The sequence below is a fragment of the Streptomyces sp. NPDC052910 genome, assembly GCF_055585605.1.
In genome coordinates this window covers 26,237-50,787 of record NZ_JBVJJR010000015.1, presented here as the reverse complement: position 1 = coordinate 50,787, position 24,551 = coordinate 26,237, and the positions used below count along the sequence as shown (strand labels likewise).

Sequence of the window (24,551 nt, the reverse complement as noted above, 5' to 3'; positions counted from 1 at the left end):
GGCATGGAAAGCGCGGACGAAGCGGATGTGCGGCTGTGCAGCACGGTGCTGGCTGCGTTCGGCCTGCCCGCCCCGGAAGCGGTACGGGCGGTCCCCGAGGGGCTGATGAACCGCAACTGGGATGTCCGCACTGTCGACGGGGCTCGGTATGCGCTGAAGGAGGTCCTGGACGTCGGCCCGGACGCAGCTCGCCGGCAGCACGCCGCGACGCGGGCTCTGGCCGACGCCGACCTGCCGGTGCCGGCCCCCCTGTCCACCCCCGACGGAGACACCCTCGCGGTCGTCGGCGGCCGCCCGTACGCACTCACCCCCTGGGCTCCGGGGGAGATGGTGCCCGCGCGTTCCTGGGATGTGTTTCAGGCGGCCTCGGTGGGGGTCCTGCTGGCCGAGCTGCACGCCGAGCTGGCCACCACCATGCCGCCCGCACCTCACACCGTGCCGGTGACCGTCACTGCCCCGCAGAAGGCGGCCGTCCGGATCGCCGACTACCGCCGGAAGGCCGCCGCAGGAAACGGCACCTTCGATCGCGTGGTGGAGCAGGCGCTCGCCGAGCGCGAGAAGCTGCTGGCCGCTTGGGCCGGACGGTGTCCGGATGGCGGCGAGCGGGGACCGGCCGGTTGGTGCCATGGCGACTTCCATGATCTGAACCTCCTCTGGCAGGGGTCCGCGGTAAGCGCTGTGCTGGACTGGGACCGCCTCGGCGTCCGCGCCTACGCCGACGAGGTCGTGCGCACCGTGACGCTTCCGCTGATGTTCGGAAGTGGGGGCGAGGACGGGCTCGACCTCCCGCTGGTGAGTGCGTTCGCTGCCGGCTACCGCAAGGCCAGCGGCCTGCCTGCGGCCGCGTTGGCAGAGGCGGCCGAGCGGCTGCGGTGGGAGCGCATCTGCGACGTGTGGCAGCTCAAGGTCCACTACGACAAGGGCGACAGCGGCTGTGACCACCTGTTCACGGCTGCCTCGGCGCTGATCGGCTGGTGGTGCCGCAACCGTCAGGAAGTCACGGAAGCCCTCACGCGGGGCTGAGTGGTTCCTCGCCGACGGCGGCCACTGCCCGGGCAGCGATCTCCCAGCCTCTTTCCCCGGCGGCGGCCGCGCCACGGGCAATGCCCCGGCGCCAGAGCCGCCGCCGCTCCTCCAGCGGCGGCCGGGCGGCCACCGACCGGGAGTGGACGATGCCCTGCACCACGAACTCGTTGTGCGTGCGCCGGGCCCACGCCGCGGCGCCGCGCGGGCTGCGGGAAGCGAAGAAGGCGAACAGGGCGCCGGTCTCCTCCTCGAAGAACACCGCCGGGCTGGTGCGGCAGCCGGTCGCGGTCCGCGGGACGGCGGAGATGTCGACCAGCTCCCCCAGGGGCCGGCCGCAGCCGGGCACCGGCCGGTCGCGCTCCCGGTCCGGGTAGCGGCCGACGGCGCCGAACTTCAGGTGGGGAGAGCCCAGCCGCACGTCCGGGGTGAAGTACAGGGAGTGCCCGGCGTCGGTGAGGTCGGCCGAGAGGGTCATCTGGTCCGCGTACGAGGTGGCCCAGGCGCTCTGGTCCGCCCACCCGCCGACCGCGAGGAGCGCGTCGCGGTCGAGCAGGAGCATGCCGCCGACCAAGTGCACGCGCAGCGGGGCCAGCAGCCCGCCGGTACCGGGCAGGCGCCGGGGCGGCAGGTGGGTGTCGGGCCAGCAATGGAACCGGGTCGAGAACCGTGCCCGCTCGACGTCCAGTCGCCCGACGGCAGGCGCCGGTGCGGTCTCGGCCGGGGTGAGGGCGCGGTAGTACACCGGCAGCATCAGCGCCGCCGCCCTCTCGTCCCGGCGGCGGACGGCGGCCAGGGTGGCGCTCGCACCGGCGGCCCACAGCGGCGGCATCACGCAGTCGTCGTCCGCGTACAGCAGCCACCGGTGCCGGGCCGCCCGTGCCCCGGCCGTCCGGGCGGCCGCCGACCCGGCATGCCCGCCCAGCCACACCGCCCGCACCGGCACCCCGTCGAGCCGCCGCTCGTACGTGGTGAGGATGGCGGTGGTGTGGTCGGTGGACCCGTCGTCCACCACGACGATCTCCGCCAGCGCGCTCCCGGCCTGGGTCCGCAGTGAATCCAGCGCCCACACCAGCGGGTTGTCGCCGCCCTGGGAGCCGTCGGGGTCGAAGGGACACCGGTTGTAGGTGGCCAGCACCGCGGACACCGGGCCCAGCGCGGACGGGGCTGCGCGCAGCACGTCCGTCAGCAGCGGTTCCTCCGCGCGCAGTGCCGCCACCACCTCGTCCAGGTCGCCGCTCACCGCGTTCACCGCTCGGTCTTGCCGTGTCGGGCCTGGCGTCCGCTCAGGCGGCAGTACGCGGCACGGGCGAGGCAGTGCCAGGGGCCGGCGGAGAACAGCATCGCCGCCGGCAGGGCCCCGGCCGTCGCCCGCCGCCACGCGCTGCTGTCAGCCTCTCCCTCGGCCTGGCCACGGGTGGCCAGCAGACGGGCCGGGAGCACCACGTAGGCGCCGACGGCGGCGGTGGAGACGAGCGCGGCGAGGACGCAGGAGCGGACCGAGCCGCCGGCCCGGCGGTGCAGCAGCGGCAACGCGAGCGTGGCGGCCACCGCCGGGGACTGCCCCAGCCACAGCACCCCCCGCCCCACCCCGGCCGCCGCGAGCCGCCACCGCACTGACCGTGTGCCCAGACCCCGCTCGGCAGCGAGGCGGCCCATGGCGGGGTACTGGACGTAGGACCAGAACCATTGCGACTGCTGGGCCACCAGGGCTCGGGGGCTGGTGGGGGAGTCCCCGACCTCCAGCACCGGTAGCGGGTCGATCGGCACCCCCGCCGTGGAGGCGAGGAAGCCGGCCGCGAGGTCCTCGTTCATCGTCTCGACCGGCAGCCCGTCCCACGCCGCCCACTGGTCGCCGCGGACGAACAGACCGTGCCCGACGCAGTGCCCCAGGTGTGGCCGGGCCCCGGCGCGCGCGGCGGCGGCCTGGCGGCGCAGACGAGGAATCTCCCGCGCGAGCGTCCATCGCGACTGCATCAACGCCGCTCCCGCGGCCACCGCCCCGCCGGGGCCTGGCGGCAGGCTCGCCAGGGAGCCGGTGAAGAGGGCGGACTGCTGCACGATCCGCGCCTTCGGGTCAGCGGCACGGGCCGCGACCGCGGCGAGCGTGTCGGGGTGGGGGCGGGAGTCGGCGTTGTACAACCCGATCCACCACCGCCCCCGCTCACCCGGCGCCACGCCGTGCAGGAGCTGCTGGGCGGCGTAGTTGACCTGGTGAGCCATGGCCCCCTCGGGGTGCGGGTAGTGCAGGTGCCGCACGTCCGCGCCACGCGCCCGCGCCTGACCGCACAGCTTCTCGGCCAGCTCAGCGGTCATCGGCAATGCGGAGAACGCCCGGCCCGCCTTCTCCCGGCACGCGCCGTACGGTTGCCCGGAGAGCTCCTCGGCCAGAGCCGTGAGATGCTCGCGCGGCAACACCCCGGCGAACCGCGCGGCCACCTGAGCCGGCGCCGCCCCGTCGGCGACTGCCTGTGCCAGCGCATCGACGCGCCGCCCGGCTTCGGCCCGCTCGGCGTCCTCCCGCGCGGTGGTCACGACCAGCAGCACCGACCCGGGCCACGCGGTGAGCACCTTCTCGAAGTACGCCACCGACTCCTCGATGACCGCCTGCTCCCGCAGCAGAGGGAGCACGAGCGCGAACCGCACCGCGGACACATTCTCGACGACGGTCTGCGGGCGGGGCTCGGCCGCGGAGAGCCAGGCCAGCGACTCCGCCATCCGCACGGCACCGCCCACGCCCCGAACCGTCACCGCCGCGGCACCGACCCAGCCCACGGCCGCGCCCACGCGTGCTCGCTCGGCGGTCACCACGCCACCGCCGACGCCGAGATCCGCTCCACCGCGAACGCCTCCCGGCAGCCGCCGACCGTCGCAGCTCCCCGCCACCGGGCCATCGCCAGCGCGCCGGCGACCGTGTGATCGGCCTGCCCCGCACCCTTGTCCTGTGACCCGTAGCAGGCCAGCGCCTGTTCCTTGCGCTCCGCGAACGCGTCGATGTCCACCAGCAGGGACGGGCGGGCGAGCGGCTGCCACACCTCGTAACCCAGCACCACCGGCACCCAGTGCGGCGCCCCCAGCTCGGGATAGTTGCGGCTGGCGGACATCTCCAGCCCCCGCCACACCAGCCGGTGAGCCTGACGGTGATCGAACGATCCGTCGCCGCGGTGCGGCAGGTAGACCACCGCCGGCCGCAGCTCACGGAGTACCTTCAGCACGGCGTGGAACTGGTCGGCCCGGGCGGGGGCGAACCCGCCGTCCGGCAGCCGCAGGAAGCGCACGCTCTCCTGCGACACCCCCAGGACGGCGGCGGCTTGCTCGGCCTCCTGCTCCCGGATCGCAGCCGCGTCCTGGCCCTGCCGGTCAGGAACGCCGTGCTCGCCGGAGCTGAGGAACACCACCCGCACGGTGCGACCGGCACTCGTGTGGCCGGCGATGCTGCCGCCGCAGCCCAGCACTTCATCGTCCGGGTGGGGAGCAAAGATCAGGATGGACATGGACCCTCCGAACTCTCGGCGCCCACCGCCCAGAGGCGGTAAGGGCGGGCCATGTGAACGGGCCGGTGACGCGGCCCGGGGAGAGGACACACCCAACCCCCAGGGCGAAGCGACGGCCCGCCGCGGAGCGGATGCGGGCGAAGTCCGGGCGTACAGGGTGGGGCGCGCTGTGGCGAACTGTGGCGAAGTGCCCGCAGGGCTCGGGCTGCCCGTACCCCCGGCGGTACGCTGACGGACGCGCCATCGTCCTGCGACAGCCATGCACCCTTGACCGAAGGGGCCCCTGGTGACCGGACCGGAACGCTGCAACGTAGCCCTGGAGCACTGGGTGCGCGTCTGCGGCGCTACCTACGAGACGGTGGCCGCCGAAGTCATCAAAGTGGCCCGCGCTCACGGCCACCACAACGTCCGGCCGGACCGTTCCCGCGTCCGCAGGTGGATCACCAAAGGCGAGCACCCCCGGGATCCCGTCCCCGCATTCCTGGCCGAAGCCCTCACCCGCCTCTGCCGCCTGGCCCGGCCCCTGACCCTGGCCGACATCGGACTGCGCGGCACGCCGGCTCTCGGCCCCACCGCGTCATGGAAGGCCGACGCCGTCGTCGCAGCCATCATCGACACCGCCCGGAGCGACACCTTGACCGACGACAGTGCCCCGCCCGCCGTCCCCCTGCTGACCGGCTCCCAACTGATCGGCGCCGTCCAGCCCTGGCTCCACCTGCCCGACGAGCCCCTGCCCGACCCGATCCGCCCCGGCCGCATCGGCATGACCGACGTCAAGGCCATCGAGGCGGCCACCGACGCCTTCCGCACCCTCGACAGCACCCACGGCGGCGGCCTCTCCCGCCGCGCCGTCGTCGGCCAGCTCCACGACGTCACCCTCCTGGCCACCAACGGCCGCATCTCCGACGACGTCGGACGCGCCCTGTTCGCCGCCATCGCCGACCTCGCCTCCGTCGCCGGCTGGATGACCCACGATGTCGGCCGCCACGCCGAGGCACAGCACTACTTCCTCCTCGGCCTCCAAGCCGCCAAACAAGCCGGTCCCACCGGCGCCGGAATCGCCGGACATCTCCTCAACTGCCTCAGCCGGCAAGCCAACCACCTCGGCCGTGCCGAAGATGCCCTCGAACTCGTCCAAGCCGCGCAGTACGGCACCCGCAAACTCCCACCCGGACGCCTCCGCGCCTTCCTGTGCACACTCGAAGCCCGCTGCCACGCCGTCCTCGGCCACCTCCCCGAATCCGCCCGGGCCCTCGGCATCGCCGACGACGCGCTGGCCGCCGACCGAGGCGAGCCCGCCCCTAGCTGGGCCGCCTGGTTCGACGACGCCGAATACCAAGTCACCGCCGGGGTCTGCCAGTCCATCGCCGCCACCCACGACGACCGCCACGCCACCCGGGCCATCGAACTCATCGAGGCAGGCACCGCGCAACGCCCCGCCGAGCGGATGCGCAGCCGGGCCTTCGACCACATCGCGCTCGCCCGGGCCCAGGTCCAGGCCGGACAACTCGAAGCAGCCGACCACACCACGGCCACAGCCCTCCACCTGCTGGGCCGGGTGAACTCCACCCGCGTCACCGACCGCCTGCGCGAGCTTGACACCGAACTCGCCGCCACCGGGGCCAGGACGGCCACGGAGACACGCCAGCGCATCCGAGCCGCCACTGCATGACCACAGAGCTGGTAGCTAGCGCTCGCGTGGTCTGGGCGGGCTGGCGCCGGTGGGCATGGGTGATGGCAACGGTGCTGGGAGTGGTGGGGCCGGCCGTGACGCGGAACCCGCAAGGCGTGGCTGCTGGCAGTGGGTGGGTCGCCTGGCCGGACCGTGGGCTGGTGTCCGGTGGGGGGTGAGGCCGGCCGGACGGCTTCCGTACCTCCGCACGCAGTACTCCGGCCCCCCGACGTCGGGCCTTCCGTTCTGTGGCGAAGGTCGTGAGGTCGTGACGGGGTTGCGGAGTAGGTGTTGGGTGACACGCCGGTCCGGGGTTGGATCGTGACGGATGCTGATGCCGGGTGAGCTTGATCTCCGCCTCCTGGACACCGACAAGAGAGGGCCGAGCAGAACTGGCCTCTGACCTGCGAATTTGGGTGATCGGATACAGATCTCAGAATCGGACATGGGGATCGAGGAGTCCGCTTATCCGGTTCCTGGAGTCCGGATATACGGCTCGCTGGACCAGCAAGCATGTACTGGAAGTACATGTCGCGGGAGTTCAGGCATGCTGCTTCGCGGTACGGTTCGCATGTACTCATGGGACATGTCGACGAGGGACCGGAGAGACATGGCGCGCTCTGCACGGCAGCCGGACTTCCACGATGGCGATGACCCCCGGCCTCGCGCACGCTTCGGCTACATCGGCCGCTACAGCACCGTGGACAACGAACGGCTCGAAGCGCTCGCCGCGATCCCTCCGGAGAAAGGCGGCCTGACGGACCGCGAGTTCCGGGTCTTCCTGTGGTACGTCGGCGCGGCCCCGGCTCCGGGTATGCCGATCATGAAGTCCACAGGGGAGATCGCCAAGAGGCTGCACACCAGCCCGGACGCCCTTGGCCGGTTCGTCCGCAAGTTGAACAAGCGCCGCCTGCTGCTCGTCGCCGAGACCTTCGGCCGCCAGCGCTTTTACCGGGTCAGCCCCTACTTCGCGAGCCAGGAAGACGCGGTGGGCCAGCGCAACGCCATCCGCTCCTACAACCCGCCGGACATCCCCGGGCTTGCGGGATACTCGACCCAGCCTGTGAAGGGGGACCTCGCATGAGCGACCAGACGGCACTGACGGTGCTGCGTACGTCCAAGGGGCTCAAGCCCAACCAGCGGCTCCTGCTCCAGCTCTACGCCCTGGCGCCCAAGCTCCCCAGCGGCGGAGTCCAGCAGACCGCCGCCCGCCTCGCCGGAGAGCTCGGCTGGACTCCGACGCTGTTCTCCCGGGTGCGCAAGGACCTCGTCGAGGCCGGATGGCTCGAAGAAGTGGAGCGGTACGGCAACATCTCGGTCTACCGCCTGGGTGAGCGCGCCACCGGCGAGCGTCGGGTCATCCCGCTGCGCTCGGCCTGACCGGGCGCCACGAGAGCAGCCTCAGTAACTGGTTGATGCGCTGGAGCCGGACGCCAGCCTCTTGCGGACGGTGAGCCGCCTCCTCGTCCGCGCGCGGACGACCACAGGTAGGCGATGGCAGCGGCCGGGCGATGCCCGGCCGCTTTCCTATTTCCCGGCCACTCACCAAAACGGCCGTTTTAGTAAGTCACCTCTTAAGAGGTGACTCTAGAGAGGTCGGCGTACCCGTCAACCTGCTTGCCCCTACCCGCTCTCTTGGGGTGCCGTTAACGAGCAGCCGACCAAGTGACAAGTAACCCGCCGGTAGCCTGCGCGGGTTGGTTCAGGTGAACGCAGCAGCGAGGGCTGTGGTCACGGCGGTGGCGAGGGTAATGACCGCGGCGAAGGCAGTGGCAGCGCGGGTGAGAGCGGCGGGGTAGGAGGCGCCGTCCAGGCGGGCGAGCTTGGCCGCGCCGGCGGCAGCCATCAGAGCGACGACGATCACTATGGCGGTGGTCAGGAGGGCGACGGTGACGTTCACGGCAGACTCCCTGCAGAGGGTGGAACGTTGACGTGGTCGAAGGTCGCGGAATCGGTGTACGCCGGGGTGTGCCGGGTCGAAGATGAACACCGGTGAACACATCACGACCCCGGGGGGAGCACGTGCACGACCAGCAGAACGACCCCAGTCCGGCACTGACGGAGCTGCGCAGGAGGCTGGAGGGCGGGCTGGCCAGGTGGGGGCTGGACAAGACGCAGCTCGCCCGCAGGGCGGGGCTGGGGCGGACGACCGTGTCAGAGGCGTTCCAGGCCGACGGGCCGGTGCCCTCCGACCGGACGGTGGCGGCGTTGGCCCGCGCGCTGAAACTGCCGGAAGACGAACTGCTGGAGCTGCGCCGGTCCGCAGCGACGACTTCGATCTCGGCTGCGGAGTCCGGTGGAGGGCCGGGCAGGCCGATCGGTGAGTGGGAGCCGCACATTTTGGAGGTCCACCCGGCCGGTCCCGCCCCGGGCGGACCCGGTTCCGGCTCGCCGGAGCAGCGGGTGCTGCCCGGCTATGTGCTGCGTGCGCACGACCGGGTTCTGGCCGATGCGGTACGGGAGGCCGGGGGCGGCCGCAGCCGGATGGTGGTGCTGGTCGGCACCTCCTCGACGGGAAAGACGCGGGCGTGCTGGGAGGCCGTGCAGCCGCTGGCGAAGCAGGGGTGGCGGCTATGGCACCCTTTCGACCCGACCCGGGCAGAGGCCGCACTGGAGGCTCTGCACCGGGTCGGCCCGCGCACGGTGGTGTGGCTGAACGAGGCCCAGCACTACCTCGGCGACCCCAGGGCCGGCGAACGGATAGCGGCCGCCGTGCACCATCTGCTCATTCAGCCCGCGCGCGGACCTGTCCTGGTGCTGGGCACCCTGTGGCCCGAGTACGCCACCCGGTACACCGCCTTGCCCGCCCCGGGTGGACCAGATCCGCACAGCCAGGTCAGGGAACTGCTCACCGGGCGCACCGTGAGCGTCCCCGACGCCTTCGACGCTCGTGCCCTGGCGGCCGCGGACGCCCTCGCCGAGGGTGGTGACCGGCTTCTGGCCGATGCCCTCACCCGCACCCGCGCCGACGGACGCCTCACCCAGGATCTCGCCGGCGCCCCCGAACTCCTGCACCGCTACCAGCACGGCACCCCGGCTGCCAGGGCCATTGTGGAGGCGGCGATGGATGCGCGCCGTCTCGGCGTCGGCCTGCACCTTGCGCAGGCCTTCCTCACCGACGCCGCGGTCGACTACCTCACCGACGCCGACTACGACCAGTTGACCGACGACTGGGCGGAACAAGCGTTCGCCGAACTCGCCCACCTCGTGCACGGCAAGCAGGCCCCCCTGCGCCGCGCTGTCCCCCGCCCAAAACGGCGCCCGCCCGGAAGCCCACCACCGGCCGCCCCCTCCCACCCGACGGGGCCGGTATTCCGGCTGGCCGACTACCTCGAACAGCACGGCAATACCACCCGCAGCCACCTGTGCCCGCCCGCCTCCTTCTGGCACGCCGCTCACACCCACCTCACCCGCCCCGACGACCTCGCCAACCTTGCCCACGCCGCCGCGAGCCGGCATCGCCAGCAGTGGGCCTACCATCTCCGACTCCGCGCCGCCGACCACGGCAACACTGACGCCCTAGTCGAGCTGGCGTGCGCGCGGGAGGAGGCCGGGGATCGGGAGGGCGCTGAAACCCTCTACCGGCAGGCAGCCGATCGCGGCAACACCCACGCCCTGATCGACCTGGCGAGGGTGCGGGAGACGGCCGGGGACCGAGAAGGCGCCGAAACCTTCCTCCGACAGGCAGTCGACCACGGCGACACCGATGTCCTGTTCGAGCTGGCGAAGGTGCGGGAGGCGGCCGGGGACCGAGAAGGCGCCGAAACCCTCCTCCGGCAGGTTGTCGACCACGGCAACACCCACGCGGCATACGAGCTGGCGGCCATGCGGGAGGAGGCCGGGGATCGGGAGGGCGCTGAAACCCTCTACCGGCAGGCAGCCGATCGCGGCGACACCTACGCCCTGATCGACCTGGTGCGGATGCGGGAGACGGCCGGGGACCGAGAAGGCGCCGAAACCCTCTACCGGCAGGCAGCCGCTTACCATGGCGACATCTACGTCACGGTCGAGCTGGCGCGGATGCGGGATGCGGTCGGGGACCTGGAGGGTGCCGAAACCCTCTACCGACAGGCGGCCGACCACGGCAACACCAATGCCCAGATCGCGATGGCGCGGATGCGGGAGGCGGCCGGAGACCCGCAGGGTGCCGAAACCCTCTACCGGCAGGCAGCCGACCGTGGCAACACCGACGTCCTGTTCGAGCTGGCGCGGATGCGGGAGGCGGCCGGGGACCGGCAGGGTGCCGAAACCCTCCTCCAGCAGGCTGCCGACCACGGCAACACCGACGTCCGGATCGAGGCCCTGATCGAGCTGGCCCAGTTACGGATGGAGGCCGGGGACCGGCAGGGCGCCGAAACCCTCCTCCAGCAGGCAGCCGACCACGGCAACACCCACGCCCTGATCAAGCTGGCCCAGTTACGGATGGAGGCCGGGGACCGGCAGGGCGCCGAAACCCACCTCCGGCAGGCCGCCGACCAGGGCAACGGCACCGCCCCAACCAACGTGTCGGAGGGGACGCGGGTGCTGACCAAGTTCTGGCCGAACGGCCTGGACCCGGACGGTACGCCGACCCCCCCATGGCAACCGTCGGCGCCCGCAGGACGGGCGTCCGGGCGCCCCGCCGCACCGTGAGTGCAGGCCCGAGCATCATGCCGAGCTACTTGTCACTTGGCCGGCTGCTCGTTAACGGCACCCCCTCTTGGCCACGGTTCGGCCCGCGCGGGGTGTCGGCGGGTGGCAGGATTCGGCGGGTGATGGGCGCGATGGTGGAGCTGCTGCGGGACCGCCTGACCAAGTTGTCCCCGGCGGAGCGGACGGAGTTCGTGGGGCGTTTCCCCCACGCGTACGCCGCTCCCCGCCCCCGGACTCTCCACCAGCTCGCCGTGCGGCTGCTGGCCGTCCTGCGCGTCGACGCCGCGGCGTTGACCCGCGGCGAGGTACAGCTCCTGGAGGCCGCGGTCGCCCTGTCCGGCCAGCGCTCCGGCCGCTATGGCCCGGCCGTCGTCGTGCGCGGCGCCTTGGAGAGCATGCTGGGCGTGGGCAGCCGGGTGAGTGCCGCCCGCATCGAGGAGGTCCTCGGCCGGCTCGCGGCGCGCGCCCTGGTTCTGGCCGACGACGACCTGGGGGTGCTGCGCATCCACCCGGCCGCCCTCGACCTGTTCCGGGCCCCGCTGGGCCTGCGTTCCCACGGCGCTGCCGGCGCTCTGCCGCCCCGCCATGCTCCGCTGGAGCCCGGCTGCCCCGCCCCCCCGGCTTGCGGTCGGCGCACGAGGGCGCGGCGGCGGGGCAGGCGGCGGCCGCCACCGCCCTGGCCCGCCTCGACCGGCTGCTGGAGGCGTTCACCGAGGGGTGGCCGGCGCTGAAGCGGGGCGGGATCGCGGTGGCGGAGGTCCGCCGCCTGGGCCGCCTGCTGCACGTCCCCGAGGACGAGGCCCGGCTGTGGCTGCACCTCGCCGCCGAGCTCGACCTGATCGCCGCCCCCCACGGCCGCTGGACGACCACGGAGACGGCGACCGCCTGGGCCCGCGCCGAGCCGGCGGCGCGGCTGGCGGACCTCGGCCGCGCCCTGCTCGCTCTGCCCGCCCTGCCGCTGGTGGCGATTCCGGACGGCACCCGCCCGGGCGCGGCCCCGGCGTTGAGTGCCGGCGGCGCGGTGCGCGACGCCGGACCGATCCGCCGCACCGTGCTCTGCGTCCTCGCCGACGTGCCGGACGGCTGCGGCGCCGTGCTCGACGAGCGCCTGACCGCCGCCGTCTACGATCGCGCCCCGCTGCTCTTCGCCCCCTACGGACACCACCCGCCGCTCGCGGATGACTCCTTCCACTCCTACATGAGCATCTGGTGCACCTCCGCCCTGGAGGCCGACACCGTCACCACCGCGGTCATGCGCGAAACCACCCTGCTCGCCCTGGCCGCCGACGGCGCCCTCACCGACCTGGGCCGCGCCCTGCACCAGGGGGCCGGCGGCAATGAGGTGGTGCAGGCGGCGACGGCCCTGCTACCGCTCCGGCACACCGCGGCCGTCCTGGCCGACCACCTCGTCCTCGTCACCGGCGTCCCCACCCCCGCCCTCGCCGCCTTCCTCGACGAGCTGTGCGACACAGCCGGCCGCGACGCCCACGCCCCCACCTGGCGCATCTCGCCCACCAGCGTGCGCACCTACTTCGACACCCACCCCACCGCCACGGCCGACGACGTCCTCCAGCGGCTGACGGACTCCTCCAGCACCCCCATCCCCCAGACCGTCACCTACCTCATCCGCGACACCCACCAGCGCCACGGCCACATCACCGTCGCCCGGCCCGGCGCCGTCCTCGACGTCCGCGACCCCGCCCTGGCCGCCGAGCTCACCCACCACCGCCAACTCCGCGACCTCGGCCTGCGCCAGGTCGCCCCCACCGTCCTCCTCGCCGACGCCGACACCGCCACCGTGCTGCACCGGCTCCGCGAGCACGGCTACGCCCCCACCGGCCCGGTCCCGGCTGGCTGCCCGCCCTCGCCGCCGGCGAGCCGGGAAACGGCGGTCGACGGTCCGCCGCTGCTGCCCCGGCAGACGCGCGGCCAAAGCCCCGGGCTGCCGCGGGGCTTCGACCGGTGGCTCGCCGACCTGCCGCCGGACACCGACGACCCCGCCGCCCCGCCGCTGGCCGCCCACATCGGCAAGTCCGCGCCGATGCTGGGGCGCGGGGACTGCGTGGCGCTCGCTCAGGCGATCCGAGCCGGGACCCGCGTGCGCGTCGAGTACCGGACGGGCAGCGGGATGTCCTCCTACGTCACCGTGGCCGCCCCGCGGCTGGACGGCTGCCGGCTGACGGACGACCGCGGCCGCCACCCCCTGCCGCTGGCCCTACGCGACCTCCAGCTTGTCCTGCCCCTGCCCACGCCCGGGGGCCGACGGTGACGATCCCGGGCCGGGCCGGGCGCGTCACGGCCGGTAGAGCCTCACCCAGATTCTCCTCGCCGTAGCGGGACATCTCCTCGGCGAAGGCCGCGACGGCCCGACGCGCTTCGTCGGGGTCGTCGGCGAGGACGAGTTGGGGGATTTGCCGGAGGGCTTCGAGGTGGTCGGGGCGGCCTGCGTGGCGAGGAGGCCGACGACGCGGTCTTCCGTCCGGGAGGGCCGGGTCTCGCCGATCGGGGGATCTGGCCGTAGTGATCCGGCGTGTCGCAGAGCGTACGGCCGTCGGGCTCCGCGACCCTACCGGTTGCCGGTCCCGAGGAGACCGTGCCCGGGTGCTTCCCCGACTCCAGGAGCGCGGACAGGGCAGAAGTGGGTACCGCCCGCGCCAGCAGTCCCCCCACCGCCTTGTGGATCCTGTCGCGCGCCGGAGTCGGGACGGCTGCGTGGCCAAGGAGCCCTGATGGCGAAGACCGCCCTGACCCGCGACGCCGAACTGCTCGCCCTCTACACCGGCCTCCCGTACCAGAAGGCCCTCGGCATCGCGGGCGACACCCGCCGGCGCGAGCCCCTGATCCCCCGTCCCTCGCCACAGCAGGAACTGCTGGAGCGAGGGCTTCTGCGCGAAATCGCCTGGCCCTCCAACGACCCGGTCCGCCCCTGGGGCATCGTGTACGTGCATCCGCAACGCGACCAGCTCACCATCCGCTTCGAGGGCGACAACATGGCCGGCGAGCTCGCCAAGGACCTTCCGCCCCGCGCGGACGAGTACGGAGAGATCCACGGCATCCCCGGGGCCCGGTTCTCGCCCCCCACCGACCAGGGCATCACCATGATCCTGCTCGGCACGTCGGCGAAGCTACAGATCACCGGGATCCGTCCCGACGCCTGGAGGGCCGCCCTCAAAGCGGAGGAGGAGGAAGCCCGACGGTACGAGTGGGTCTCGTGCCACCGGAAGTCGCCGACCTATTGGAGCGATGAAGAGCGCGCCTACGTCCGCGGCAGGGGAGCCCTGCTGAGGGCCCGCTCGGAGCAGACCGCCAGCACCGCCTGGCTGGCCAGTGGGCTCCTGCGACGGGTCGGGCTCTGGCGCACGGTCGGAGTGCCTCTGTCCACCACCTCCTGGGTCAACCCCGCCGACCGCGGCGAGCAGTGGATCATCGACTACATTCACGAGCCCCGGACCATGCCCAGTGAGCACGACCGCTTCGCCCAACTGCTGACAGCTCCGCACTGGGGGATGCCCCTGAGACTCCAGGACCGCTGGTGCACCTGCCACCAGCATCACGCAGATCAGTGCGTGCTCACCCTGACCAGCACGGACGGCCGCGCGGGAGAGCTCCAGTTGCGCTTCCCCCGCCGGTCCGGCCAGAACTTCTCTGGCCAGCGCGTCCGCGACGGGTACCAGGCGAGGACCAGGGTGCCCGTACCGGTACGGCCGTGGATGCTCAAAGCTCTTGGAGGTCCCGCCGAGGTGAGCCCAAAAGCGGTCACGGGATCTGCGCTGCATCCCTCGGGGTTCGGTGAGGATCACGGGGGTCCTGCGAAGCGGGATGACGTTCGGGCCGGCGGGCGTGGGGGGTTGGGCGGCGGCCGTCGCCAGTGCCTCGGCGGCGGTGCCCCGTAGCGGGCCCCTGCGGCTTGCGCCCTATGCTCGGTCGCGGTCCGAGGTGATCATTGATGAGGGGGGACCGTGCGGGGCATGAGGTGGGGGGCGCGTTCGCGTGCGGGGGTGCTGGCGGCGGGGTTGGTGCTGTTCGGCGTGACGGGTTGTGGCGGTGGTGGGGAGGCGGCTGCGGATCCTGAGCGGGCGTTTGACGCGGAGGCGTTGCGGAAGGCTCTGCCGGATCTTCAGGGCCTGCCGCCCGGCTGGCGGGTGGGCGTCGTACGGCCGGAGGCCAGGGAGGTCCCGCGCGAGCGGTGGTGCGCGAAGGATGACGCGCAGGGAGATTGCTCCCAGTTCCACGCCACTGCGGATGCGCAGTACAAGGCGCCGGGCGACACCGGCATCGTGCACTGGAGGCTGCTGGCGTATCCGGACCGGCAGAGCGCCGAGAAAGTGTCCAGGAGCAGGAGCAAGGCGCCGGAGGGCACCCAGGAGATCGCCATGCCGCGGGTCGGCGAGGACAGCGTCGCCTATGCCGTCCCGGCCGCCCGCTATGGTCCTCCGGAAACGGAGATGGTGTTCCGGGTGGGCACCGTCAGGGTCAGGCTGACCTTCTTCGACGCGGACAAGAACCAGGACAGTGCTCGGATTCTGCTTGCCCTGGCCCGAGCTCAGGCCGACCGCCTGGAGCGAGTTGCAGGGGATGCGGCACTGGTCCGGGGGGCCACGGGATGATCTTGAAGCCTCAACGGGCAGGTTCCGGCTGGTCCGCCGAGCGGAGGACGTCCTTCACGTCGCCGGTGCGAGCGGCTGCACGGCCGCGGGCGGCCAGGCGCGTCAGAGCCTCGCGGGCCTGCGCGAAGCCCTGCACCGGCTGGGGGCCGCACAGACCCAACTGGTGGGGCTGTGGGCCGTCGAGGACCAGCTCAGTGCCGAGATCCAGGAGCTCCTGGTCGAGGACGTTCGCCGGGACCTCGACGGTTGACCCGGCCGGCGCGCTCGACGACGCCGGAGCACTGCCGCTTCACCCCGGCAGCGGCACGGCCGCCTCGTTCGGTGACCCGGTCAGGTGCTCCGACGCCGCGCGCGGCTGAGCGTTTTCCTCGCTGAGCTCGTCTGCGTCGTCGTGGTCGCACAGTTCGATCGATCCGTGGGGGAAGTGGTAGCAAAGGCTCCCCCAGATCGTGTCCGGGCGCTGGCCGGCCGAGCCGTGGTGGTAGGTGGTTACCGCGCTGGTGAGCCACTCTCGAGCGCCGTTGAAGTCGGCGAGCTCGTGGCGCATGAGCCGCAGGGCCCACGCGGGCAGGCGCCGTTCGCAGGTGATGAGAAGGGTGGTGTGGAGGTCCCCCAGCGCGGTGTACCACTGGTCGAGTAGTTCCACGTGTCGGCGGATCAGGGCGTCGACTGCGGGGGGCCCGCCCTCGGCGGCTGCGGCGCGCAGATGGGAGTCCTGGAGGAGCGCCAGGTCCACCTCTTGGCGCCGGTCGATGTAGGCGGCGACGTCGGCGCGTCGTGTCGCCGGTACCTCCGCGTACCTGCTGTCGCCGCCCCAGGCGGCCCCGAAGTACTCGGCGTGCCAGGCGGCGGTGCCGGCGGGGCGCAGGCGGATTTCTTGGTCGTCGTCGGTGCTGATCGTGTGCAGGTCGGTGCCCACCACGCACCACTGGCCTTCGGGGCCGAAGCTCTCCGTGAGGGTTTCGCCGAGTTCCTCCATGCTCCCGTGTACTCGGGTCAGCTCGACCGTGGCACTGACCACCGGGCGGTGGAGGATTCTCAGCCCCAGTGCGGAGATGTCGACGGGCTCGGGCATGTTCGACTCCCGGGGAAGAGCGAGGGGGATCGCTGTTCTCAACGAGGGGGGCGTCGACGAGGTCTTCGGCGGTCCGGGTGACCATTGCGCTGAGTGCGTGTTTTCGATCCCCGGTCCGAGAGCGGGTAGGCGGCCTACGCTGGCCCTGTGTCCGAGGTCGCGGGGCGGGCTGGGGAGCGGGTCTGCCGGGCGTGTGGTGAGCGGCTGCGGCCGGGGGTCCGGCCGGAGGCGGTGTTCTGCTCGTCGGCGTGTCGGGCCAGGCAGTGGCGGGTGGAGCGGCGGTTGCGCAGGCGGCTGGCGGCCGTGCGGGAGGGCGTCGGCGAGGCGGTGTGCCCGGTGTGCGGGGGCCGGTGGATCGCGGGTGTGGACCGGCGGTCATCGGCGGTGTACTGCTCGCCGCGGTGCAAGGTGAGGGCCTGGAGAAGCCGGAACGAACCGTTCGGCGAACGGTCACGGTAACCGCAGCGCGAACACCTCTCCGGTCGCCTTCGAACACATTTGGGCTCTTTCAGTCGTTTGTTGCGATCTTCGGATTTTCGGGCGGAGTCTCGGTTTCCGGATGCGGGCCTGGTCCCGTCGCGGCCCGAAGTGCCGTGCCCTGGCCCGTACTTGGGATGGTGGAAGCCATGTCCGAGGAGATCGAGAAGGTCGGAGCCGTCAGCCAGTCGCGCTACGAGGAGATCGTGGCCGAGCTGCGGCAGGTCGTCGAACAGCAGACCCAAGGGCAGTTCACGATCGGTGACCGGGCTCTGGAGATCGAGCCGATGCGCGTCGCCGACGAGGGGGCGGCCCTTCCCGGCCGGGAGCTGTTCACCGTCCGCCAGGCCCTGGGCCGGCTGGCGGAGGACATCGGCCTGCGCCGCGCGACGGTGGAGAACGCCCGCTGGACGGCGTCGCGGTGGCCGAAGGAACATCGTCAGCCGGGGGTGTCCTTCACCGTTCACCGGGTCCTGGGCAGCATTCCTGACGAGGAAGAGCGGTTCGCCGCGATCAAGAACCCGCCCGCGGGCAAGAGTCGCTGGACTGTCGACGAGGCCAACCGGCTGGTCGGGCGCCAGGTCGAGCACCCCGAGACGCCGCAGGAGAAGATCACCGCGATCCACACCCTGGCCCGGGACGAGGAGGTCGCCGCGGCGGTGACCTCGGACTTCCTCAAGCGGCCCACGGTCGCGGCGCGGGTGCCGGAGAGCGAGAAGGTCCGGGTGGTGGAGGAGTTCACCCGGGACGAGGCGGTGGCCACGACGGCGGTCACGGGCCTGCTGCGGCGCCCGGACGTCGCGTTCCGGGTGATGAGTGCCCGTTGACCGGACTACCAGGCGACACACCGCGGTGCTGGACGGAGCACGTGCTGGCTGACCGGTAGACCTCACCCGTGATGAGAAGGAGAAACGGGTGAGGTCGCTGGACGAGGTGGAGCGGGATCTCGTTGCCATCCGCCTGCCGAAGTGGGGCAGGGTAGTCCCGGCCGAGGGCGTCGTGCCCTGGCTGGTGGTGGCCCCGGACGGGACGCCGGTGGCCCCGGTCCGCCGCTACCTACACGACTTCGTGGCACGGAACCGGCCCGGCTCGGTCCGCAGCTACGCGTACGCGCTGCTGCGGTGGTGGCGATGGCTGCTCGTCGTCGACGTCGAATGGAACAGAGCCACCTCGGCGGAGGTACGTGACCTGGTGCTCTGGCTGCGGCAGACGTCCAAGCCGCGCAACTCACCACGCACGAGATCGGCGGCGACCGCGGGCACGGTCAACCCGGTCACCCGCAAGCCCAACCTGAACGACCAGTACCAGCCCCGGACGATCCGGCACAGCAACGCGGTCATCCGCAGCTTCTACGAGTTCTGGATCGAGACCGGGCACGGGCCCCTGGTCAACCCCGTCCCGCTGGACCGCCGTGGCGGCCGGCCGAACGCCCACCACAACCCGCTCGAACCCTTCCGGCCGGAGGGCCGGGTCCGCTACAACCCCAAGGTCCCCAAGAGCAGGCCGCGCGAGATCCCCGACGAACGGTGGAACGCGATCTTCGGCGCCCTGCGCTCCAACCGCGACCGGGCACTCCTCTCCCTGGACATCAGCAACGCGGCCAGGGCCAGTGAACTCCTCGGCATCCGGGGTGTCGATCTGGACTGGGGCGACCAACTGGTCCGAGTCAGCCGCAAGGGCTGCGACGATCTGCAGTGGCTGCCGGCCAGCCCGGACGCGTTCGTCTGGCTCCGCCTCTACCTGGCCGACCTCGGCCCCTTGGGGCCGAACGACTCGGTCTGGTGGACGCTTCGCCGTCGTGACCGCGGCGACGGGCTGCGGCGCCAGCCGATGAACTACGAGGCCCTGCGGGCGGTGTTCCGCCGGGTCAACGCGGTGCTGGGCACGAACTACACGATGCACGACCTGCGGCACACCGCCGCGCTGCGGATGAGCCGGGACAGGAACCTGACCCTGCTCGACGTGCAGACGATCCTGGGCCACGCCCACCTCAGCACCACCGCGGACGTCTACCTCATCGAGGACGAGGCCGTGGTGATCCGCCGCGTCGCCGAGCACCTGGCTCAGCGGGAGGAACGAGCTCGCCAGCCCGCACCGCCGGTCGCGGCCGGCTACCACGCTGCCGACCTGGCCGTGCTCTTCGGAGGTCGCCCGCAATGACCGTGACCACGACCGCCGGACCGGTCGGTCCCACTTCGTCGGCTCCTCCGCTCGCCTCCCGGCGGACGACCGCTCCGGAGCATTGCCCGTTCGACAGCCTCCCCGTCGAGGGAGTGCTGGAGCTGCTGCCGTCGCTGGCCTTCTTCCCGCCGCCGATCGGCAAACGCAACCGGAGTAAACGTACCGACCGCTCGCGCGGGACCACCCGGGTCCTGGACTGGCTGCTGACCTTCCCGGGCGGCGGGTGGCAGGAACGCTGGATCAACTCGGGAGCTGACCGCGGCACCGGGTGGATCGACCAGGTCACGACTGGCTACGGGCGCCTCGAAGCGACGCGGCGCGAGACCACGACGGAGGGCCTGGCCTGCATTCTGCTGGCCAGGGTGGTGCGGCCGAGCTACGAGTTCCTCCAGTGCTACCGCTCCTCGGGGCTCTACCGTCACGCCAAGCAGGAGTTCGGCGCCGAGCTGTTCGAGCAGTTCCGGCAGGCCGGGCTGGCCCGCGGAGTGATCCCCAGCCATCTGGCCACGGCTGAGAACAGCCTGGTGAAGGTCTGTTTCCGCACCGGCCGTGAACTCGCCCAGGTCACCGCCGACGACCTGATCAGCTACCACGAGTGGCACAGGGAGACCTTCGCCAAGGCACCCGCCGGGCTGCATGCCGCCTGGGATTTGGCGCGCGACGTCGGGGTGCTGACCGAGAGACTGTCCCTTCGCCGGACGCTCGCACGCGGGCCGCTGCCCACGACGGAACTCGTCGACCGGTACGGCATCCGGCCGGGACCTGTCCGGGACCTCCTCGTGCGCTACCTCGACGAACGCCGTGCCTCCCTCGACTACAGCTCCCTGTCCGGCCTCGCCAGCCAGCTCGTGGGCGCCTTCTGGGCCGACATCGAGAAGCACCATCCCGGGATCTCCAGCCTGCACCTGACCCCGGAGGCCGCCGAGGCATGGAAACAACGGGTGAAGGTGATCGCCCGCGAGGGCAGGGCCCCCGTCCCCCGAGAGAACTGGGTCAGCGTCCTGGCCGCGGTCCGCGCCTTCCACCTCGACATCGCCGAATGGGCGCTTGAGGACCCGAGCTGGGCAGCCTGGGCCGTCCCCAGCCCGGTCCGCCGCTCCGACACGGGTGGCTTCACCAAGGTCAAGAAGAAGGCCCGCGCCAAGATGCACCAGCGCGTGCGCGAACGCCTTCCCCGCCTGCCCGAACTCGTCGCCGCCACCGAACAGCACCACGCCGACCAGCGACGATTGCTCTCAGCAGCCGAAGCCACCGCGATCGGCGACACCTTCACCCACGACGGCCGGCACTACCGGCGCATGGACAGGAAGCACGACCAGACCAGGAAGCGCCTCCACTACCGGCCCACCATCGTGCTCGCCCAGGACCTCGCCACCGGCGAGCAACTGGACCTCACCCGCAGCGAGGACGAGGCGTTCTGGGCCTGGGCGGTCATCGAGACCCTGCGGCACACCGGTATCCGCCTCGAAGAGCTCCTGGAGCTGACCCAACTGGCGCTGGTGTCCTACCGACTCGCCGACACCGGCGAGGTCGTCCCGCTGCTGCAGGTCGTCCCGTCCAAGAGCAACGAGGAACGGCTCCTGCTCGTCAGCCCCGAGCTGGCCAGCGTCCTCGCCACCGTCATCAGCCGGCTCCGCGGGGACAACGACGGCACCGTCCCGCTCGTCGCCCGCTACGACCCCCACGAGCTGGTCACCGGCCTGCCCCTGCCGCATCTCTTCCAGCGCCGCGTCGGCTGGAAGCGCGACGTCATCACCACCAACATGGTCTACCAACTGCTCAACGACACCCTGTCCCGGGCCTCGCTGACCGACCCGACCGGCCAGCCCCTGAACTACACGCCCCACGACTTCCGAAGGATCTTCGCGACCGAAGCCGTTGCCGGCGGACTGCCGGTCCACATCGCGGCCCGGGTGCTCGGCCATGCCTCGCTGACCACCACGGAAGCCTACGTCGCCGTGTTCCAGGACGACCTGATCCGCTCCTACCGAGCCTTCCTCGACCAGCGCCGGGCCGTCCGGCCCGCCGAGGAGTACCGCGAGCCTACCGAGGACGAATGGCGCGAGTTCCAGCAGCACTTCCACACCCGCAAGCTCGAATTGGGCGATTGCGCCCGCCCCTACGGAACCCCTTGTCGGCACGAGCACTCGTGCATCAGATGCCCGATGCTGCAGGTCTCACCGCGCCAGCGCACGCGTCTCGTCGAGATCATCCACAACCTCGACGACCGCATCGCCGAGGCCCGCATAAACGGCTGGCTCGGCGAAGTCCAGGGCCTTCAGGTCAGCCTGACCAAGGGCAAGGAGAAGCTCGCAGCTCTCGACAGAAGCCTGCGACGCGCCCACGGCAACGACCACCAGGTCACCGAACTCGGCATGCCCTCGATCCCCCGGCCGCACGTCGACATCTGAGCTCACACGGCCAGCCCGTAGTCCGGATAACGACGACACCGCCCGCTTCCACGTCAACCACGCGCAAAACGAGCGGCACCGGCAGGCCCGCGAGGACTTCGAGCGCACGAGCCCGGTCGCGCCGGCCGTGCGGCACATCGACCGGTCGGTGGAGTTCCTGGACCTGGTCACCGCCTGCCACTCGTTCGTCGCCGCGGCCGGCCGCACCGTCCCGGGCCTGCGCGACCGCACCTTCAACGACGACGAACGCGCGATCGTGCACTCCAACGTCGCGAAGGTGCGCGCGACGCTCGACTGGATCGAACAGGCCGTCGACACGGGCAAGGTCGACATGGACGAGGCGCTGGCCCGGCTGCTGAAGGGCGAGTAGCCGTGCCCTGCGCCTCACGGCGACGGGGCGATGCAGCGAGGCGGCACGCGGACACGATCCGGTTCGTCCTCTTCGAGGCTCGCCCGGCCGGCCTGGATTTCCACCAGCTCGTGCGGGCGGCCGACCTTTCTCCGCACCAGGTCCGCGACGGGCTGGCCGCCCTGCGCGACCTGGCGGCAGAGAAGGGCTGGCCGCCGCTGATCTGGACACGGGCGACCGGCTATCAACTGGGGGCCGAGCGGGCCGCGCTGGAGGCGTACGAACGGGCGATGGTCAGCGAGAAGCTGACGGAGTTCCGCCGGTTCATCACCGGCACGGTCGGCCCTCACGCCGCCGTCCACCCGAACGACAAGTGGGTGAGGCACCTCGTCGCCCAGCTCAACTCCATCGAAGCCACCCTCGACCTGATCAAAAGCTCCTGACCTCTCCCCTTCCCCTCCCCGCGGGGGCCGCCCGGCTTCGCCGGTCGGCCCCCGCGCAGGCTCGCCGAAGGGAGGCCGCCGATGCGTCGCCGCCGTTATCCCTCGGACACCACCGACGCCGAGTGGGCGCTGATCGAGCCGCTTTTGCCGGTGCCGGCCTGCGAGACGCAGGCCGGTGGGAGGCCGGAGAAGCACCCGCGCCGGGAGATCGTGGACGCGATCCGTTATGTGGTGGATACCGGCTGCAAGTGGAGGGCCCTTCCCGTCGACTTCCCTCCATGGCGGACGGTTTGGGGGTTTATGGCGCGGTGGGCGGCGCGCGGGGTCGTCGGGCAGATCCGTGACGCGCTGGCCGGGCGGGTCCGTCGGCAGATGGGTAAGAGCCCGCGGGCGGTGGCCACGATCATCGACTCGCAGTCGGTGAAGGCCGCCGAGACCGTCAGCCGGGCGAGTCGCGGCTACGACCCGGGCAAGAAGATCAATGGCAGGAAGCGGCACCTGGTCGTCGATACCCGTGGCCTGCCCCTGTTGGTGATGGTGACGCCGGCGGACCTGCACGATTCGGCGGCGGCGAAGGAGGTGCTGTTCCGGCTCCGCCTGATGCACCCGGAGATCACGATCGTCTGGGCGGATTCCGCCTACGCGGGCAAGCTCGTGACCTGGGCGAAGCGGCACCTGAACCTGACGGTCAAGACCGTCTCCCGGCCCCGGGACGCCTCCGGCTTCGTGATCCTGCCCCGTCGTTGGATTGTCGAGAGATCGCTGGCGTGGATGATGCGCGCCCGCCGGCACGCGCGCGACTACGAACGGCTCGTTCAGCACTCGGAGACGCTGATCACCTGGGCGGCGATCACGCTGATGACCCGCCGCCTGACCAGGACGAGCCCACGGATCCCCTGGTCGCGGAAGACCACGGAGACGACAGCGGCCGCGCGGATGAAGGCGCAAGGTGCCGCGGTCCCTGCCGCACCTCCATCATCACGCGTTCCGTCCCCGCGCGACGTCACGAGGGCCGGTCCGACGGACGGCCGCCCCGCCGCAGAGGCCGAGGCCCTCCTCCAGGGCCGAGCCTGAAGGAGGGCCTCGGCGCCGGCTGTCGCCAGGGACGAGGGTCCTCGGTCACCAGGACGTCGAGCACCGAGTGCGCCGCGCGGGTCCGTACACGATGTCAGGTGAGGAAGGCGGTGGAGGCGGTTGGCAGCATGGCTGCCACGGCAGCGGGGATAGTGTCCGGGGTTGCGCCTTCGCCATCCCTGCACGTCTGGCACCAGCTCGTTTCCTCTTGAGCGGTGAGTCGTCGTTGCTTGGCGACCAGTGCTCCGGCGGGGCGGCCGTCAGTGGCAAGCCCGGTGATGCTGCCTCGCCCCCACCAAGCAAAATTCATGAAGAAGATCCAGATTTCTCCGGTGATGGTCTGCAGAGCCGGGCTGCGTTCGAGCCACCCGATGTGCTTCGGTGAGACCGTCATGTTGTAGGTGTCGCTGAACTCTTGGGAGACAGTCCACGACATCCCGAACGATGCCGTCACTGAGACCTTGACGACCTCATAGAGCGTCGCCGAAACGGTAGCGCTGACAGAGAAGCTCGTCGTGGTCGAGACGGTTTGCTTCCAGCCGACTCCGCGGCCCGCCGCGTTGTCAGTGCAGTTGATGTAGGCGTCGCCGACCGCGGCGAAGGGACCAGGGGTGAAGGTCATCACCTCAGGGCGGATCAGCACCTTGTACTGCATCGGCGGCCCCAGCCCCCCTCCAAGGCCAGCTTCCAGGAGCTTGCGGCCGTCCTCGGTCTGGTAGTCGACTTGGCCAAGGACGTAGCCCTCTTTCAGCGGCTTTTTCCCGATGGGGTCGAAACCCCCCTCGCGGATCTTGTTGTCGACCCCTTTGTTGTCAGGCTGCTTGCTGTCAGGCCAGGTCTTCTCGTCAGCGGCGGTGGACACCTGATCACCTCAGCTCATCCCTGGGGACGCCTCGCGCAAACCCCTCCATAAGAGTCACAGTCGACTGATACGCCTGCAAGGGTGACTAGTGGCCAAACCATGACAGAACGCTAGAGGCTCATCCGGCCAGTGGGGGCTGGGGAGTATCCGGACGGTGCTGGCGGCTCTTGGGCGGGCTGGCACCGGCCACATTCCTTTATGAGAACACCGCCACCCGCCACTAGTTCAGAAACACCCACGAATCTGCCCCG

The 24,551-nt window shown here is 71.6% G+C and carries 20 protein-coding genes and 2 pseudogenes; 16 read left to right on the top strand and 6 right to left on the bottom strand.

From position 1 onward, the window contains the following. Positions 1 to 3 precede the first annotated feature (3 nt). Positions 4 to 1,023 (top strand): phosphotransferase enzyme family protein, encoded by a 1,020-nt coding sequence (locus ACZ6X9_RS32230; RefSeq protein ID WP_469781577.1) that lies wholly within the window; start codon positions 4 to 6, stop codon positions 1,021 to 1,023. Here ACZ6X9_RS32230 and ACZ6X9_RS32225 read toward each other — a convergent pair. The 3 genes from ACZ6X9_RS32225 to ACZ6X9_RS32215 are packed head-to-tail and all read right to left on the bottom strand — an operon-like array spanning position 1,010 to position 4,517. Further along, a complete protein-coding gene (locus ACZ6X9_RS32225) occupies positions 1,010 to 2,275 on the bottom strand; it encodes a glycosyltransferase (RefSeq protein WP_469781576.1) in 1,266 nt (421 codons plus the stop codon). The genes ACZ6X9_RS32230 and ACZ6X9_RS32225 overlap by 14 nt on opposite strands. Continuing rightward, a complete protein-coding gene (locus ACZ6X9_RS32220; protein WP_469781575.1) occupies positions 2,272 to 3,831 on the bottom strand; it encodes a hypothetical protein in 1,560 nt (519 codons plus the stop codon). The genes ACZ6X9_RS32225 and ACZ6X9_RS32220 overlap by 4 nt, the downstream gene beginning before the upstream one ends. Beyond that, positions 3,828 to 4,517 (bottom strand): PIG-L deacetylase family protein, encoded by a 690-nt coding sequence (locus tag ACZ6X9_RS32215; protein WP_469781574.1) that lies wholly within the window; start codon positions 4,515 to 4,517, stop codon positions 3,828 to 3,830. The genes ACZ6X9_RS32220 and ACZ6X9_RS32215 overlap by 4 nt, the downstream gene beginning before the upstream one ends. Before the next feature lie 286 nt (positions 4,518 to 4,803). Here ACZ6X9_RS32215 and ACZ6X9_RS32210 point away from each other — a divergent pair, with 286 nt between their 5' ends. The 3 genes from ACZ6X9_RS32210 to ACZ6X9_RS32200 all read left to right on the top strand — a co-directional run bounded on the left by ACZ6X9_RS32210 (position 4,804) and on the right by ACZ6X9_RS32200 (position 7,569). Further along, a complete protein-coding gene (locus ACZ6X9_RS32210) occupies positions 4,804 to 6,189 on the top strand; it encodes a transcriptional regulator (protein ID WP_469781573.1) in 1,386 nt (461 codons plus the stop codon). Positions 6,190 to 6,799: 610 nt separating this feature from the next. Continuing rightward, positions 6,800 to 7,273, top strand: coding sequence for a MarR family transcriptional regulator (locus ACZ6X9_RS32205; protein WP_469781572.1), 474 nt, complete (start codon positions 6,800 to 6,802; stop codon positions 7,271 to 7,273). After that, a complete protein-coding gene (locus ACZ6X9_RS32200; protein WP_469781571.1) occupies positions 7,270 to 7,569 on the top strand; it encodes a replication initiation protein, RepL2 in 300 nt (99 codons plus the stop codon). Before ACZ6X9_RS32205 ends, ACZ6X9_RS32200 begins: the two co-directional genes overlap by 4 nt. A gap of 322 nt (positions 7,570 to 7,891) precedes the next feature. Here ACZ6X9_RS32200 and ACZ6X9_RS32195 read toward each other — a convergent pair whose 3' ends face one another. After that, positions 7,892 to 8,089 carry a hypothetical protein gene (locus tag ACZ6X9_RS32195; protein ID WP_469781570.1) on the bottom strand — a complete coding sequence of 66 codons (198 nt, stop codon included), beginning with the start codon at positions 8,087 to 8,089 and terminating at the stop codon, positions 7,892 to 7,894. A gap of 92 nt (positions 8,090 to 8,181) precedes the next feature. Here ACZ6X9_RS32195 and ACZ6X9_RS32190 point away from each other — a divergent pair, with 92 nt between their 5' ends. From ACZ6X9_RS32190 to ACZ6X9_RS32165, 6 genes are all read left to right on the top strand, one after another. Further along, positions 8,182 to 10,821: a tetratricopeptide repeat protein gene (locus ACZ6X9_RS32190; RefSeq protein ID WP_469781569.1), complete on the top strand. Its 2,640-nt coding sequence runs from the start codon at positions 8,182 to 8,184 to the stop codon at positions 10,819 to 10,821. 122 nt (positions 10,822 to 10,943) lie between these two features. Beyond that, complete coding sequence (locus tag ACZ6X9_RS32185) at positions 10,944 to 11,552, top strand: hypothetical protein (RefSeq protein WP_469781568.1); 609 nt, start codon at positions 10,944 to 10,946, stop codon at positions 11,550 to 11,552. Next, on the top strand, positions 11,444 to 13,090 hold the full coding sequence (locus ACZ6X9_RS32180) for a helicase-associated domain-containing protein (protein WP_469781567.1): 1,647 nt from the start codon (positions 11,444 to 11,446) through the stop codon (positions 13,088 to 13,090). The genes ACZ6X9_RS32185 and ACZ6X9_RS32180 overlap by 109 nt, the downstream gene beginning before the upstream one ends. Positions 13,091 to 13,550: 460 nt before the next feature. Next, the gene (locus ACZ6X9_RS32175) at positions 13,551 to 14,714 is read left to right on the top strand and encodes a hypothetical protein (RefSeq protein ID WP_469781566.1); all 1,164 of its coding nucleotides are present in this window, start codon (positions 13,551 to 13,553) and stop codon (positions 14,712 to 14,714) included. 105 nt (positions 14,715 to 14,819) lie between these two features. Beyond that, positions 14,820 to 15,428, top strand: a complete 609-nt coding sequence (locus tag ACZ6X9_RS32170; protein WP_469781565.1) for a hypothetical protein — start codon at positions 14,820 to 14,822, stop codon at positions 15,426 to 15,428. Further along, positions 15,397 to 15,678, top strand: a complete 282-nt coding sequence (locus tag ACZ6X9_RS32165) for a hypothetical protein (RefSeq protein ID WP_469781564.1) — start codon at positions 15,397 to 15,399, stop codon at positions 15,676 to 15,678. The genes ACZ6X9_RS32170 and ACZ6X9_RS32165 overlap by 32 nt, the downstream gene beginning before the upstream one ends. A 39-nt stretch (positions 15,679 to 15,717) precedes the next feature. Here the strand turns inward: ACZ6X9_RS32165 and ACZ6X9_RS32160 are convergent, their stop codons facing one another. Then, positions 15,718 to 16,503, bottom strand: coding sequence for a hypothetical protein (locus ACZ6X9_RS32160; protein ID WP_469781563.1), 786 nt, complete (start codon positions 16,501 to 16,503; stop codon positions 15,718 to 15,720). 626 nt (positions 16,504 to 17,129) lie between these two features. Here ACZ6X9_RS32160 and ACZ6X9_RS32155 point away from each other — a divergent pair. The 6 genes and pseudogenes from ACZ6X9_RS32155 to ACZ6X9_RS32130 all read left to right on the top strand — a co-directional run. Further along, positions 17,130 to 17,798, top strand: a pseudogene (locus tag ACZ6X9_RS32155) (DUF6192 family protein); the annotation flags it as partial. 97 nt (positions 17,799 to 17,895) lie between these two features. Beyond that, the gene (locus ACZ6X9_RS32150; RefSeq protein ID WP_469781562.1) at positions 17,896 to 19,140 is read left to right on the top strand and encodes a tyrosine-type recombinase/integrase; all 1,245 of its coding nucleotides are present in this window, start codon (positions 17,896 to 17,898) and stop codon (positions 19,138 to 19,140) included. Next, the gene (locus ACZ6X9_RS32145) at positions 19,137 to 21,572 is read left to right on the top strand and encodes a tyrosine-type recombinase/integrase (protein WP_469781561.1); all 2,436 of its coding nucleotides are present in this window, start codon (positions 19,137 to 19,139) and stop codon (positions 21,570 to 21,572) included. The genes ACZ6X9_RS32150 and ACZ6X9_RS32145 overlap by 4 nt, the downstream gene beginning before the upstream one ends. Then, positions 21,571 to 21,942, top strand: a pseudogene (locus ACZ6X9_RS32140) (DUF6192 family protein); the annotation flags it as partial. The gene ACZ6X9_RS32145 and the pseudogene ACZ6X9_RS32140, both read left to right, overlap by 2 nt. A gap of 2 nt (positions 21,943 to 21,944) precedes the next feature. Further along, on the top strand, positions 21,945 to 22,364 hold the full coding sequence (locus ACZ6X9_RS32135) for a RacP protein (RefSeq protein WP_469781560.1): 420 nt from the start codon (positions 21,945 to 21,947) through the stop codon (positions 22,362 to 22,364). An 81-nt stretch (positions 22,365 to 22,445) separates the two neighbouring features. Further along, positions 22,446 to 23,438 carry an IS5 family transposase gene (locus ACZ6X9_RS32130; protein ID WP_469781559.1) on the top strand — a complete coding sequence of 331 codons (993 nt, stop codon included), beginning with the start codon at positions 22,446 to 22,448 and terminating at the stop codon, positions 23,436 to 23,438. A gap of 94 nt (positions 23,439 to 23,532) precedes the next feature. Here the strand turns inward: ACZ6X9_RS32130 and ACZ6X9_RS32125 are convergent, their stop codons facing one another. Next, a complete protein-coding gene (locus ACZ6X9_RS32125) occupies positions 23,533 to 24,300 on the bottom strand; it encodes a hypothetical protein (protein ID WP_469781558.1) in 768 nt (255 codons plus the stop codon). Positions 24,301 to 24,551: the final 251 nt, after the last annotated feature.